13 protein-coding genes are annotated in these 14,033 nt (G+C 65.7%); 11 read left to right on the forward strand and 2 right to left on the reverse strand.

Annotated features, from left to right (window positions below; genetic code table 11):
- Nucleotides 1–86 precede the first annotated feature (86 nt).
- Nucleotides 87–1,352, reverse strand: coding sequence for a Glu/Leu/Phe/Val dehydrogenase (locus tag ASC75_RS08060; protein ID WP_055972843.1), 1,266 nt, complete (start codon nucleotides 1,350–1,352; stop codon nucleotides 87–89).
- 346 nt (nucleotides 1,353–1,698) lie between these two features.
- On the opposite strand from ASC75_RS08060, the gene ASC75_RS08065 reads away from it, so the two are divergent.
- The 7 genes from ASC75_RS08065 to ASC75_RS08095 all read left to right on the forward strand — a co-directional run bounded on the left by ASC75_RS08065 (nucleotide 1,699) and on the right by ASC75_RS08095 (nucleotide 8,694).
- The gene (locus ASC75_RS08065) at nucleotides 1,699–2,757 is read left to right on the forward strand and encodes a dipeptidase (RefSeq protein WP_055972846.1); all 1,059 of its coding nucleotides are present in this window, start codon (nucleotides 1,699–1,701) and stop codon (nucleotides 2,755–2,757) included.
- A gap of 37 nt (nucleotides 2,758–2,794) precedes the next feature.
- Nucleotides 2,795–4,432, forward strand: a complete 1,638-nt coding sequence (locus ASC75_RS08070; protein WP_055973074.1) for an ABC transporter substrate-binding protein — start codon at nucleotides 2,795–2,797, stop codon at nucleotides 4,430–4,432.
- Nucleotides 4,433–4,548: 116 nt separating this feature from the next.
- On the forward strand, nucleotides 4,549–5,616 hold the full coding sequence (locus tag ASC75_RS08075; protein ID WP_055973077.1) for an ABC transporter permease: 1,068 nt from the start codon (nucleotides 4,549–4,551) through the stop codon (nucleotides 5,614–5,616).
- A gap of 11 nt (nucleotides 5,617–5,627) precedes the next feature.
- Nucleotides 5,628–6,530 (forward strand): nickel transporter permease, encoded by a 903-nt coding sequence (gene nikC, locus ASC75_RS08080; protein WP_055973080.1) that lies wholly within the window; start codon nucleotides 5,628–5,630, stop codon nucleotides 6,528–6,530.
- Nucleotides 6,527–7,360 (forward strand): ABC transporter ATP-binding protein, encoded by an 834-nt coding sequence (locus tag ASC75_RS08085; protein ID WP_055972850.1) that lies wholly within the window; start codon nucleotides 6,527–6,529, stop codon nucleotides 7,358–7,360. Before nikC ends, ASC75_RS08085 begins: the two co-directional genes overlap by 4 nt.
- Complete coding sequence (locus tag ASC75_RS08090) at nucleotides 7,357–8,106, forward strand: ABC transporter ATP-binding protein (RefSeq protein WP_055972854.1); 750 nt, start codon at nucleotides 7,357–7,359, stop codon at nucleotides 8,104–8,106. Before ASC75_RS08085 ends, ASC75_RS08090 begins: the two co-directional genes overlap by 4 nt.
- A gap of 147 nt (nucleotides 8,107–8,253) precedes the next feature.
- On the forward strand, nucleotides 8,254–8,694 hold the full coding sequence (locus ASC75_RS08095; protein ID WP_055972857.1) for an RbsD/FucU domain-containing protein: 441 nt from the start codon (nucleotides 8,254–8,256) through the stop codon (nucleotides 8,692–8,694).
- 227 nt (nucleotides 8,695–8,921) lie between these two features.
- Here the strand turns inward: ASC75_RS08095 and ASC75_RS08100 are convergent, their stop codons facing one another.
- On the reverse strand, nucleotides 8,922–9,704 hold the full coding sequence (locus ASC75_RS08100) for an IclR family transcriptional regulator (protein WP_082496470.1): 783 nt from the start codon (nucleotides 9,702–9,704) through the stop codon (nucleotides 8,922–8,924).
- Between the two features lie 134 nt (nucleotides 9,705–9,838).
- Between ASC75_RS08100 and ASC75_RS08105 the strand changes: the two genes are divergently transcribed.
- Genes ASC75_RS08105 through ASC75_RS08120 form a run of 4 tightly spaced genes read left to right on the forward strand, consistent with a single transcriptional unit; the run spans nucleotide 9,839 to nucleotide 14,014 of the window.
- Nucleotides 9,839–10,588, forward strand: coding sequence for an SDR family oxidoreductase (locus ASC75_RS08105; RefSeq protein ID WP_055972860.1), 750 nt, complete (start codon nucleotides 9,839–9,841; stop codon nucleotides 10,586–10,588).
- Nucleotides 10,589–10,602: 14 nt separating this feature from the next.
- On the forward strand, nucleotides 10,603–11,487 hold the full coding sequence (locus ASC75_RS08110; protein WP_055972863.1) for an amidohydrolase family protein: 885 nt from the start codon (nucleotides 10,603–10,605) through the stop codon (nucleotides 11,485–11,487).
- Entirely contained in the window at nucleotides 11,484–13,022 is a 1,539-nt protein-coding gene (locus ASC75_RS08115; protein WP_055972866.1) for a sugar ABC transporter ATP-binding protein, read from the forward strand. Before ASC75_RS08110 ends, ASC75_RS08115 begins: the two co-directional genes overlap by 4 nt.
- Nucleotides 13,019–14,014 (forward strand): ABC transporter permease, encoded by a 996-nt coding sequence (locus ASC75_RS08120; RefSeq protein WP_055972868.1) that lies wholly within the window; start codon nucleotides 13,019–13,021, stop codon nucleotides 14,012–14,014. The genes ASC75_RS08115 and ASC75_RS08120 overlap by 4 nt, the downstream gene beginning before the upstream one ends.
- Nucleotides 14,015–14,033: the final 19 nt, after the last annotated feature.

Below are 14,033 nucleotides of genomic sequence, written 5' to 3' on the forward strand. Positions count from 1 at the left end.
CGCTGCATCCGGATGGATGCACAAGGGACGCACCAGGCCATGGCAACGCCGCCGGACCGTTCGATCCGGCGGCGTTGCGGGTTGGATCAGCTCGCGAAGTAGTTCTGCGTGCCGTGCGCCTCGATCGCCTCGGCGAGGCGAGCCAGCGCATGGACATAGGCCGCCGTGCGCACCGAGACGTCCTTGGCCTTGGCGACATCCCAGATGGCGCGGCCCTCGCGCTCCATGATGATGCGCAGGCGCTCATGGATCTCTTCGATCGGCCAGTAATAGCCCTGCCGGTTCTGCACCCACTCGAAATAGGAAACGGTGACGCCACCGGCATTGGCCAGGATGTCGGGCAGAACGACGATGCCCTTCTTCTCCAGCACTTCGTCGGCTTCCGACGTGACCGGGCCGTTGGCCAGTTCGAGCACGATGCGGGCCTTGACGCTGTGGGCGTTGTCGATGCGGATCATATTCTCCAGCGCCGACGGCACCAGGATATCGCATTCGACACCCACCAGCGCATTGCCGTCGAGCAGCTCATAGCCGCCCTCTCCGGCGGTCGAGGTGACCGAGCGGCCGCTGTCCTTGGCGGCCAGCAGGCGGCCGAGGTCGAGGCCCTTGGCGGACTGGACCGCACCTTCCGAGTCGGACACGGCAACGATCGTGTGGCCATCGGAGGCAAGCAGGCGGGCGATATGCTGGCCGGCATTGCCAAATCCCTGGATCGCGACGCGCAGATTGCCCTTCAGGCCAAGTTCGTCGGCGAGATGGCGGACAAGGTAGAAGCCGCCGCGTGCTGTGGCGTCGCCGCGGCCGAGCGAACCGCCCAGCGCCAGCGGCTTGCCGGTGATGACGGCCGGCGACGCCTGGCCGACGATCTGCGAATACTCATCGGCCATCCAGCCCATGATCATCGAGTTGGTGTAGACATCGGGGGCGGGAATGTCGCGGTCAGGCCCGATGATGCTGGCGAAGGCCTGGATGTAGGCGCGCGACAGGCGCTCCAGCTCGGCCTTGGACAGCTTGCGCGGATCGACCTGGACGGCACCCTTGCCGCCGCCATAGGGCAGGTTCATCACGGCGCATTTGAACGTCATCCAGAAGGCCAGCATCTCGACTTCGTCGGCCGTCGATTCGGGATGGAAGCGGATGCCGCCCTTGGTCGGCCCGCGCGTGTCGTCGTAGCGGCAGCGCCATGCCAGGAAGGATTTGCGCGAGCCGTCGTCCATGCGGATCATCAGACGGGCTTTGGTGGTCTCGCGGGCAAATTTCAGTTTCTCGATCACGTCGGCGTCGACGGTCAGGTGTTTTGCCGCCTCGTCGAGGCGCACGAGAGCATGATCGAGAAGACTGCCTTCTGACATATGTAGATTTCCTGTCGTGATGAATGGATTTGCAGTGCGAAGAGCGGCGGATAGCCGCTGGCAGCCCGACTGCCCAAATTTTGATCAGATTTCAATGCCGAACAAGGTCGCAGACCTGCCGCAAGGTCACGCCAGGACTTCGCCTGTGCCTGATATGGCGGCAAATTGCCTCGTTTTAGCGCTGAAAAACATAAGCCTGCGTCGAATGGTCCAGCGCGAACTTCCTTTTGGTCCTGGCGGCACCTTACGAAGCGGAACTGCGGCATGGGCGCCAAACGGCTTGCCGTCGGCAGATTGACTTGGCCTGCCGTGCGTCCTTCAACTGCCTGCCTGACAGGAGTGCGTGATGCAGGCAGTTTTCGACGGTCACAACGATGTGCTGTTCCGGTTGTGGACCAACGCCGCCAAGGGCGCGGACCCGGTGGCCGAATTCGTCGAAGGCACCGGGCAGGGTCATATCGACATGCCACGCGCCCGCAAGGGCGGCCTCGCCGGCGGCCTCTGCGCCATCTACATCACCTCCGGCGACATTGGCGACGACGACCGCGACGACAGCGGCCACTATGCCATTCCGCTCTCCGCCCCGCTCGAACGCGCGCCGTCGCTCGACATCGCCCTCGACATGGCGTCGATCGCCTTCCGGATCGAGCGCGCCGGCGGCTGGAAGATCTGCCGCAACGGCGCCGACATCGATGCGGCGCGGGCGCAAGGCAAGTTTGCCGCCGTCCTTCACATGGAAGGCTGCGAGCCGATCGACGCCGATCTCGCCGCGCTCGACGTCTTCTACGCCGCCGGCCTGCGCTCGCTCGGCCCGGTATGGAGCCGCAACACCATCTTCGGCCACGGCGTGCCCTTCGCCTTCCCGTCGAGCCCAGACACCGGTCCGGGCCTGACCGAAGCCGGCAAAAGATTGATCCGCGAGTGCAACCGCATCGGCATCGCCATCGACCTCGCGCACATCACCGAAAAGGGTTTCTGGGACGTCGCCCGGCTGTCCGACAAGCCGCTGATCGTCAGCCATTCCAACGCCCATGCCCTCACCCCGATCAGCCGCAACCTGACAGACAAGCAGCTTGCTGCCGTCCGGGAAAGCAACGGCCTCGTCGGGCTGAACTTCGCCGTCACCATGCTGCGCGAGGATGGCGCCAAGCGCGCCGACACCCCGCTCTCGGACATGGTCCGTCACATCGACTACATGGTCGAGCATGTCGGCATCGACGGCATCGCACTCGGGTCCGACTTCGACGGCGCCACCATCCCGGCCGAGATCGGCGACGCCGCCGGCCTCCAGAAGCTCGTTGCGGCCCTCCGGAACGCTGGATATGGTGACGCCGATCTGGCGAAAATCTGCCGCGACAACTGGTTGAGGGTCTTGCGCTCGGCCTGGCACGAAACGGCAGCCTAACAACAAATAATTCGTCAACTTGGGGAACTGAAAAATGATGCTTGGTAAAATCAACGGACAATTCCGTCTTCTGCTTGCAGGCGCCGCGCTGTCGGCGATGGTTGTCGCGGCACCCGCGCTTGCGGTGACGCCGGCCGACACGCTGGTCCAGGCCTGGGCCATCGACGACACCATCACCCTCGACCCGGCAGAATCCTTCGAGCTCAGCCCGGCCGAATTCCTCGGCAACGCCTATGACATGCTGGTGCGCCTCGACATCGACGACACCACCAAGGTACGCCCGGGCGTCGCCGAAAGCTGGACCGTCTCCGACGACGGCCTGACCTACACCTTCAAGCTCAAGCCGGGCCTCAAGTTCGCCTCGGGCAACCCGATCACCGCCAAGGACGTCGCCTGGTCGTTCGAGCGCGTCGTCAAGCTCGACAAGAGCCCGGCCTTCATCCTCACCCAGTTCGGCCTGACCAAGGACAACGTCACCGAGAAGGCCAAGGCCGCCGATGACACCACCTTCGTCTTCACCGTCGACAAGTCCTACGCGCCGTCCTTCGTGCTCAACTGCCTCACCGCCACGGTCGGCGCCGTCATGGACAGCAAGCTGGTGCTCGAGCATGTCGCCCCGGTCACGCCGACCGACGACTACAAGTTCGACAACGACTTCGGCAATGGCTGGCTCAAGACCGGCTATGCCGGCTCCGGACCGTTCAAGATCCGCGACTGGCGCGCCAACGAGATCCTCGTGCTCGAGCGCAACGACAACTACTATGGTGACAAGCCCGCACTTGCCCGCGTCATCTATCGCCACGTCAAGGAAAGCGCGACCCAGCGCCTGATGCTCGAAGCCGGCGACATCGACGTCGCCCGCAATCTCGAACCGGGCGACCTTGAAGCCGTCTCGAAGAACGCCGAGCTCGCCACCACCAGCGCGCCCAAGGGCACGGTCTATTACATCAGCCTCAACCAGAAGAACCCGAACCTGGCCAAGCCCGAAGTGCGCCAGGCGCTGAAATACCTGGTCGACTACGACGCCATCGGCGCCACGCTGATCAAGGGCATCGGCGAGATCCGCCAGACCTACCAGGCCAAGGGCGTGCTCGGCGCGCTCGACTCCAATCCGTTCACCTTCGACGTCGCCAAGGCCAAGGAACTGCTGGAGAAGGCGGGCCTGAAGGACGGCTTCTCCGTCACCATGGACGTGCGCAACACCCAGCCGGTCACCGGCATCGCCGAATCCTTCCAGCAGACCGTCGGCCAGGCCGGCGTCAAGGTCGAGATCATTCCCGGCGACGGCAAGCAGACGCTGACCAAGTACCGCGCCCGCAACCACGACATGTATATCGGCCAGTGGGGCATGGACTACTGGGATCCGAACTCCAACGCCGAGACCTTCACATCCAACCCCAACAATGCCGACGACGGCACGGTGAAGACGCTGGCCTGGCGCAATGCCTGGGACGTTCCGGAACTGACCGAGAAGACCAAGGCTGCCCTGCTGGAGCGCGTCAACGACAAGCGCGCGGCGATGTACAAGGAACTGCAGCAGGCCGCACTGGATACCAGCCCGTTCGTGCTGATCTTCCAGCAGACCGAGGTTGCCGGCCTGCGCGGCAACGTCAAGAACTACAAGCTCGGGCCGAACTTCGATTCGAACTTCGTCGCTCCCGTGACCAAGGACTGATCCCCTGCAGCGCCGCGCGTCCTTGGACGCGAAGGACGCTGTAACAAGTAAGTCTGTGCATGATCCCCCGAAAATCGGTTCCGGTTTTCGGGGTCATGCACGAAAGGATCAGTCCATTGAGCAGCATGGAAACCCAGGCACCGGCGAGGCGCGCAAACAAGCGCGCCTCCGCCATTCTCAAGGCGGTCGCCAGTTTCGTGGTGATCGTGGGCACCACCTATCTCGGCCTTCTGGCCGTCACCTTCTTCATCGGCCGCATCGTGCCCATCGACCCGGTGCTGGCCATCGTCGGCGACCGCGCCCCGGCCCATGTCGTCGAGCGCACGCGCATCGAGATGGGCTTCAACCTGCCCTACTACCAGCAGTTCTATCTCTATGTGAAAGGCGTCCTGTCGGGCGATTTTGGCACTTCGGTGCTGACCACCAATCCGGTCATGGCCGACATCCGCCGCGTCTTCCCGGCAACGATGGAACTCGCCACCGTCGGCACCGTCATCGGCGCCGCCTTCGGCATCCCGCTCGGCGTGCTCGCCGCCGTCAAGCGCGGCAGCCTCGCCGACCAGATCGTCCGCATCATCGGCCTGATCGGCTATTCGGTGCCGATCTTCTGGCTCGGCCTTTTGGCGCTCCTGGTGTTCTACGCCCGCCTCGGCTGGACCGCCGGCCCGGGCCGCATCGACGTGGTGTTCGAATACACCTTCACGCCGATCACCGGTTTCTTCCTGCTCGACGCGATCCTCAATCGCGACTGGGCCGCCTTCAAGGACATCTTCGCCCACATCATCCTGCCGGCCTCGCTGCTCGGCTATTTCTCGCTCGCCTACATCAGCCGCATGACGCGCTCCTTCATGCTCAACGAATTGAGCCAGGAATACATCGTCGCGGCGCGTGCCAAGGGCCTGTCGGAAACCCGCATCATCTGGGGCCACGCGCTGCGCAACGCCGCCGTGCCGCTGGTCACCGTGATCGCGCTGTCCTACGCCGGCCTGCTCGAAGGCTCGGTGCTGACCGAGACGGTCTTCGCCTGGCCGGGGCTCGGCCTCTACATCACCAATTCGCTGCAGAACGCCGACATGAACGCGGTGCTCGGCGGCACCATCATCATCGGTTCGGTCTTCATCGGCATCAACCTGTTGTCCGACCTGCTCTACCGCATGCTCGACCCAAGGACGCGGATCCGATGAGCGACACGACAATGACTCGCCGCGAATGGCTTCTCACCGACCGCCCGCAGTCGCGCACCCAGGCCCGGCTCGGCCGCGCCTACGTGACCTGGCGCCGCTTCACCGCCAACAGGCTCGCCGTCATCGGCCTCGGCATCATCCTGCTGCTGCTGTTCGTCGCCGCTGCAGCCCCCCTGCTCGCGCCCCATTCGCCCTATGTCGGCGACCTCAGGAACGCCCGCCTGCTGCCGCCCAGTTCCACCTATTGGCTCGGCACCGACGACCAGGGCCGCGACATCCTCTCGCGCCTGATCTACGGCTCGCGCCTGACCTTGCAGGTCATCGTGCTGGTGGCGATCATCGCCGCCCCCATCGGCCTGCTGGTCGGCACCGCCGCGGGCTATGCCGGCGGCTGGATCGATGCGGTGCTGATGCGTATTACCGACATCTTCCTCGCCTTCCCCAAGCTGGTGCTGGCGCTGGCCTTCGTCGCGGCACTGGGGCCCGGCATCGAAAACGCCATCATCGCCATCGCCCTGACATCGTGGCCGCCCTATGCCCGCATCGCCCGTGCCGAAACGCTGACGGTGCGCAACTCCGACTACATCTCGGCGGTCAAGCTGATGGGCGCGTCGCCGATGCGCATCGTGCTGCGCCACATCATGCCGCTCTGCATCTCCTCGCTGATCGTGCGCGTGACGCTCGACATGGCCGGCATCATTCTCACCGCCGCCGGCCTCGGCTTCCTCGGCCTCGGCGCTCAGCCGCCGCTGCCCGAATGGGGCGCGATGATCGCCTCGGGCCGCCGCTTCATCCTCGACCAGTGGTGGGTGGCAGCCGCACCCGGTGCTGCCATCCTCATCGTCAGCCTCGGCTTCAACCTGCTCGGCGACGGCCTGCGCGACGCGCTCGACACGCGCAGCGGTGGCCAATGAACACGCTATTGCATGTCGAAGACCTCCGCGTCTCCTTCCCCACCCGCACCGGCGTGGTCGAAGCGGTGCGCGGCGTTTCCTTCGCGCTCGGGCAGGAGAGGCTCGGCATCGTCGGCGAGAGCGGTTCGGGCAAGTCTCAGACCGGCCGCGCCATCATGGGGCTGACGCCGCAGCAGGCGGAGATCAAGGCGAGGCGGCTCGAATTCAGCGGCATCGACCTCTTGAAGGCCTCGCCGGCCGAACGCCGGGCGCTGCGCGGCAACCGCATCGCCATGATCCTGCAGGATCCCAAATATTCGCTCGATCCGGTCATGACCATCGGCCGCCAGATCGTCGAGACCCTGCGCACGCATGAGAAGGTCGGCAAGGCGGAGGCGCGCGAACGCGCGCTCGACATGCTGGCCGCCGTCCAGATCCGTGACCCCAAGCGCGTCTACGACCTTTACCCGCATGAGGTCTCCGGCGGCATGGGCCAGCGCGCCATGATCGCGATGATGCTGATCGCCGGGCCGGAACTGCTGATCGCCGACGAGCCGACCTCGGCGCTTGATGTGACCGTCCAGCTCGACATCCTGCGCATTCTCGATCGTCTCGTCATCGACCGCGGCATGGGACTGGTCTTCATCTCGCACGACCTGCGCCTTGTCTCGACCTTCTGCGACCGAGTCATCGTCATGTATGCCGGCAAGGTCATCGAGGAGCTCAAGGCCTCCGAACTGTCGCAGGCAAAACACCCCTACACGCAAGGCCTGCTCAACTGCATGCCCAAGATCGGCGCTGACCGGCACCCGCTGCCCGTGCTCGACCGCCAGCCGGAGTGGCTGCTGTGACCCCTGCTCTCTCGATCGACAAACTGCGCGTCGTCTACGACGACTTCATCGCGCTCAAGGACGTCAGCCTCACGGTCGCGCAAGGTGAGTCCTTTGGCCTCGTCGGCGAATCCGGTTCAGGAAAATCGACGCTGCTGCGCGCCGTCGCCGGCCTCGCGCCCGTCTCCGGCGGGACCATCGACGTTTCCGGCCAGCGCCTTGGCAAGAGCCGCGACAAGGAATTCTACCGCCAGGTCCAGATGGTGTTCCAGGACCCCTACGGCTCGCTGCACCCGCGCCAGACCGTCGACCGGCTGTTGCTGGAGCCGCTCGACATCCATGGCTTTGCCGACACCGAAAAACGCATCCAGCGCGCGCTCGACGAGGTCGGCCTCGGCTCCGGCTTCCGCTTCCGCTATTCGCACCAGCTTTCGGGCGGCCAGCGCCAGCGCGTGGCGATCGCCCGCGCGCTGATCCTCGAGCCCTCGATCCTCTTGCTCGACGAGCCGACCTCGGCGCTCGATGCCTCGGTGCAGGCCGAAGTGCTCAACCTGCTCGAACAGGTCCGCCGCGACCGCAAGCTGACCTTCGTCATGGTCAGCCACGACCTCGGCGTCATCACCCACATGTGCGAGCGGCTGATGGTGATGCAGGGCGGCGAGGAGGTCGAGCGGCTGGAGGCCGGCGACCTCGCCACCCGCAACGTGGCGCAGGACTACACCCGCAACCTTCTGGTTGCCTCCGAAGGTTTCGTCCGCGACGCTTAGGGCAGTCCGGGAGTGCGGAAGCCGTTGCACACTCCGAAGAGCCGCTGAAATGCACTGACGGACGCCTTGCTTCGAAGCGGACCGCTTGCAATTCTGGAGCGAACGGGCAGCTGCCCTCATCCGCAACCCGCATCTCAGGTGACAAAAATGCTCCTCGGCATCGACCCGCTGCTCGGCCCCGACGTGCTCTACGTGCTCCGCGCCATGGGACACGGCGACGACCTGATCATTGCCGACGCCAACTTCCCGGCCGATGCGATGGCGCGGCAGACCGTCTTCGGCCGGCCGCTGCGCATCGACGGCGACATCGTCAGCGTCATGAAGGCGGTGCTGTCGGTGATGCCGGTCGACACCTTCGTCGACGATGCCTTCGGCCGCATGGAGGTGGTCGGCAAGCCCGACGAGATCCCCGACGTCCAGCGCGAGGTCGGCAAGCTGATCGAAGGTACGGGAACCAAAATGGTCGGGATCGAGCGCTTCGCCTTCTACGAACGCGCCAAGCAGGCCTACGCCGTCATCCAGACCCAGGAACGCCGCTTCTACGCCGACTTCGCCGTCCGCAAGGGCGTGGTGCCGCCGGGGGCTTGAAGCCCTTCGACTAGGCTGCTCCCATCCCACTCCGAAGCTTGTCGAGGGAGCGGTATTTTTCCTGCAAGGACACAGCCGCCCCTCATCCGCCTGCCGGCACCTTCTCCTCGTAATGACGGGGAGAAGGACGAAGCCTCAACGCCGACGCCCCCCTCTCCCCGTAAGCACGGGGAGAGGGTAAGGGTGAGGGGCGGCACTGACCTCCCCGACATACAGTTGGAGCGTGCCTAAGACAGCGACAGCTTCGCAGCGACGTCCTTGAGCAGGATCAGCGTCTGGTCGATGTCGGCCTGCTTGTCGTCCAGCCTCTGGATGTAGGGGCAGGTCAAAACGGCAATGGCAAACCCGTCGGGCGACAGGATCGGCACCGAGATGTCGTCGATGGCGCGCATCTGCTGGCTCGGGCCGACGCGGTGGCCGGTGTCGCGATAGGCGGTCAGCACCGGTTCCAGCTTCTCCCGCGCCCCCGCCATGTCGGTGCCGTCCCAGCGCGCCGCGGCCTCGGCTTGCGAATGCTCGTCCTGGAAGGCAAGCAGGATATGGCCCGAGCTGGTGGTCAGGAGATCGATATGCGCGCCGATGCGGATGCCGAACTCCCAGTTTCCGGGCGGGCTGGCATGCGCCACCACCAGCGCCGCGTCACGATCCGGCGCCACCAGGTGGCAGGACTGCCCGGCGGCGATCGAGAACGCGTCCATCAGCAGCTGCGCCCGCGCCACCAGGCGGCGCACCGGCGGGTGCCGGTGGGCAAGGATGAACAGCTTCATCGTCAGCGCGTAGCGGTCGCCCTCGGGCGAGCGGCTGACGAAATCGCGCGCTACCAGCCGTTCGAGCATCCGGTAGACCTCGCTCGGGCCGCGCCCCATCGCCTTGACGATCTCCGCCCGGGTCAGTCCGCCCGGCTGCTCCGACAGCAGTTCCAGGATATCGAGTCCCTTGTCGAGCGCGGGCGCGCGGTAGCGCTCGTCCTTGTCTGTGCTGTTGGCGGTCTTTGCCGGCCCTTTTGGCATGACGCGAAATCCTCCCGGTCGACCGCCTCACAATTCCCTCCTCACAATTCCCCATTGCAAGGTTGGTTCATTTATGAATAGTATGTTCGTATATAGACAGAAGCGCAAGCAGTTTGCTGGGAGGAGCGACGGTTATGCGACTACGCGGGAAACGCATTTTCATTTCCGCCGCTGCCCAGGGCATCGGCCGCGCCAGCGTGCTGGCCTGCGTCAGGGAAGGCGCGCACGTCATCGCCACCGACATCAATGACGAGGCGCTCAAGGCGCTTTCGGGCGAGCACGAGAACATCGAGACCCATCGTCTCGACGTCCGCGACGCCAAGGCGGTCGCCGCCTTCGGCGCAGGCCAGGCGCCGCTCGACGGCCTCTTCAACTGCGCCGGCTTCGTCCACAACGGCACCATCATGGACTGCAGCGACGAAGACTGGGATTTCAGCTTCGACCTCAACGTCAAGAGCATGTACCGCACCACCAGGGCGTTCCTGCCCGGCATGCTCCAGCGCGCCGAAAAGACCGGCGGCGTGTCGATCCTCAACATGGCCTCGATGGCTTCGTCGATCAAAGGCTTCCCCAACCGCCTGCTCTACGGCGCCACCAAGGCGGCCGTCATCGGCTTCACCAAGGGCATGGCCGCCGACTATGTCCGCCGCGGTGTCCGCTGCAACGCGCTGTGCCCCGGTACGGTCGACACGCCGTCGCTGCGCGGCCGCATCGCCGCTGCTGCCGATCCCGTGCAGGCCGAGAAGGATTTCATCGCCCGCCAGCCCATCGGCCGGCTCGCCACCGTCGACGACATCGCCCCACTCGTCGTCTACCTGTTGTCCGACGAGTCGCGCTTCGTCACCGGCCAGGCTGTCCTGGTCGACGGCGGCGTCACCATCTAGGCGGGGCCGCGGCCATGATCGAAAGGATCGACGGCCACTGCCACTACTGGGCGCTCCGGCGTGGCGACTATGGCTGGCTGACGCCTGACGCCGCCCATCTCCAGCCGATCTACCGCGATTTCGGCGCAGCCGAGATGCGCCCGCTGGCGGAAGCCGCCGGCATCGTCAGGCGCGTCCTCGTCCAGGCCGCGCCCACCGAAGCCGAGACGCTGTTCCTGCTCGACCAGGGCCATAGCGACAGTGCCGTCGCCGGCGTCGTCGGCTGGGTCGATCTGTCTTCGCCGGAAAGCGTTCAGTCGCTGGAACTGCTCGCGAAAAACCCGCTGTTCAAGGGCGTCCGGCCGATGCTGCAGGATCTCGACGACATCGACTGGATCGCCACCCGCCCGGACGCCGGAGCCATCGCCGCGCTGAAGCGGCTCGGCCTGCGCTTCGACGCGCTGGTCATGCCGCAGCACCTTCAAGCGCTGCGCCGCTTCGTCGAGAAACACCCCGACCTGCCCGTCGTCATCGACCATGCCGCCAAGCCTGCCTTCGCCGCGCCGGCCGACGACCCGCGCCATGCCATGTGGAAGTTCGGCATGGCCGAGCTCTCCGGCCACCCGCATCTGTGCTGCAAGCTCTCCGGCCTGCTCACCGAGCTGCCTGCCGACCGCCGCGCGACGCCGAAGGCGGCGGCGCAAGCCCTGCGTCCGACCGTCGACAGCCTGCTCACCTGGTTCGGACCGGATCGCCTGATCTGGGGCTCGGATTGGCCGGTGCTCACCTTGGCCGCCCCCTTTGCCTTCTGGGACGAGGTCACCGCCCGCCTGCTCGACCATTTCGGCCAGTCGCAGCGCGCAGCGATCCTCGGCGGCACCGCGGCACGCTTCTATGGCATCGACGGAGGCCGCGCATGACCGCCCTCGTTGCGATGAAGGACATCGAGAAATCGTTCCCCGGCGTGCGCGCGCTGCACAACGCCCAGCTCGACCTGCGCGCCGGCGAGGTTCATGCCCTGATGGGCGAGAACGGCGCCGGCAAGTCGACGATGATGAAGATCCTCGCCGGCATCTACCGCCGCGACGGCGGCGAGATCCTGCTCGACGGCAAGCCGGTCGAGATCAACTCGCCGCGCCAGGCCCAGGACCTCGGCATCGGCATCATCCATCAGGAACTCAACCTGATGCCGCACCTGACGGCGGCACAGAACATGTTCATTGGCCGCGAGCCGCGCAAGGCCGCGGGCCTGCTGCTCGACGAAGCCAGGCTCAATGCCGATGCGGCGGAAATCTTCGCCAGCATGCACCTGAAGCTCGATCCGCGTACGCTGGTCGACGGGTTGACCATCGCTCGCCAGCAGATGGTCGAGATCGCCAAGGCGCTGTCCTACCGGTCGCGCGTGCTGATCATGGACGAGCCGACCGCCGCCCTCAACGACGCCGAGATCAACGAGCTTTTCGCCATCATCGCCCGCCTCAAGGCCGAGGGCGTCGGCATCGTCTACATCTCGCACAAGATGGACGAGTTGAAGCGCATCGCCGACCGCGTCACGGTCATGCGCGACGGCGAATATATCGGCACCGTGCCTGCTGCCGACACGCCGGTCGAAAAGATCATCTCGATGATGGTCGGGCGCGCGCTCACAGAGGAGCGCCCCGACTTGCCCGACCATGCCAATTCGGACGTCGTGCTGGAGGTCAAGAACCTCAACCGCGGCGCGGCCATTCGCAACGTCGGCTTTTCCGTACGCAAGGGCGAGATCCTCGGCTTCGCCGGCCTGATGGGTGCCGGCCGCACCGAGGTCGCCCGCGCCATCTTCGGCGCCGACCGCCGCGACAGCGGCGACATCTTCATGCACGGCAGGAAGGTCGATATTCGCATGCCGCAGGACGCGGTGCGCGCCGGCATCGGCTACCTCTCCGAGGACCGCAAGCATTTCGGCCTCGCCACCGGCATGGACGTGCGCAACAACGTCGTGCTGGCGAGCCTGCGCCGCTTCGCCGGCCCCGGCGGCCTGCTCCGGGAAGCCGCCATGCACGATGCAGCAAGCCGCTACATCGACCAGCTGGCGATCAAGACCCCGTCCGACCGCCAGGAAGTGCGCCTGCTCTCCGGCGGCAACCAGCAGAAGATCGTCATCGCCAAGTGGCTGCTGCGCGACTGCGAGGTGCTGATCTTCGACGAGCCGACACGCGGCATCGATGTCGGAGCCAAGAACGAGATCTACAAGCTGTTGAACGCGCTCGCCCGGCAGGGCCGCGCCATCATCGTCATCTCGTCCGAACTGCCCGAAGTGCTGCGGCTCAGCCACCGCATCGCCGTCATGTGCGAGGGCCGCCTGACCGGCATCTTGCCTGGCGGCGCCAGCCAGGAAGAGATCATGCACCTCGCCACCCTGCGCGGCGAAGGCGCCAACCAGAACAACCAGCCGGCTAAGGGAGATGCCAAATGAGTGCGACCGCATCCACCGGAATTGTCTCGATGGGTTCGAAATTCTCCGGCGCCCACAGGCTCCTCGCCTTCGCCAGCCTGATCGCGCTGATCCTGGTGTTCAGCCTCGCCTCGCCCAATTTCATGCAGACCTCCAACATCATCGCCATCCTGCAGGCGACGTCGGTCAATGGCGTGCTGGCGATCGCGGCGACGCTTGTCATCATCACCGGCGGCATCGACCTGTCGGTCGGCACGCTGATGACCTTCTGCGCGGTCATCGCCGGCGTGGTGCTGACCTTCTGGGGCATGCCGCTCGGCCTCGGCGTGCTGGCCGCCATCCTCGCCGGTGCCGCCAGCGGCACGCTGTCGGGCACCTTCGTCGCCAAGCTCAAGATTCCGCCCTTCATCGCCACGCTCGGCATGATGCTGATCCTCAAGGGCCTGTCGCTGGTCATCTCCGGCACCCGGCCTATCTATTTCAACGGCACGCCGGGCTTCACCCAGATCTCGCAAGGCTCGCTGATCGGTTCCGTCTTCCCAGCTCTGCCGATCCCCAATGGCGTGCTGATCCTGTTCCTGGTCGCGATCGCCACCAGCTTCATCCTCGAGCGCACCATTCTCGGCCGCTTCACCTTCGCGCTCGGCTCCAACGAGGAGGCGGTCCGGCTGTCCGGTGTCAACACCGACCGCTGGAAGATCGCCGTCTACGCGCTTGCCGGCTCGATCTGCGGCATCGCCGGGCTACTGATCTCCTCGCGGCTCAATTCGGCCCAGCCCGCGCTCGGCCAGGGGTACGAGCTCGACGCCATCGCCGCGGTGGTCATCGGCGGCACCTCGCTCTCCGGCGGCCGCGGCACCATCATCGGCACGCTCATCGGCGCGCTCATCATCTCCGTGCTCGCCAATGGCCTGCGCATCCTTTCGGTCGCCCAGGAATGGCAGACCGTGGTCACCGGCTCGATCATCATTCTCGCCGTCTACACCGACATTCTGCGGCGCCGCAGGCTTTGAGGAAGGCCTGCTTCGCGCA

Source organism: Aminobacter sp. DSM 101952 (assembly GCF_001424795.1).
Classification (GTDB): Bacteria; Pseudomonadota; Alphaproteobacteria; order Rhizobiales; family Rhizobiaceae; genus Aminobacter; species Aminobacter aganoensis.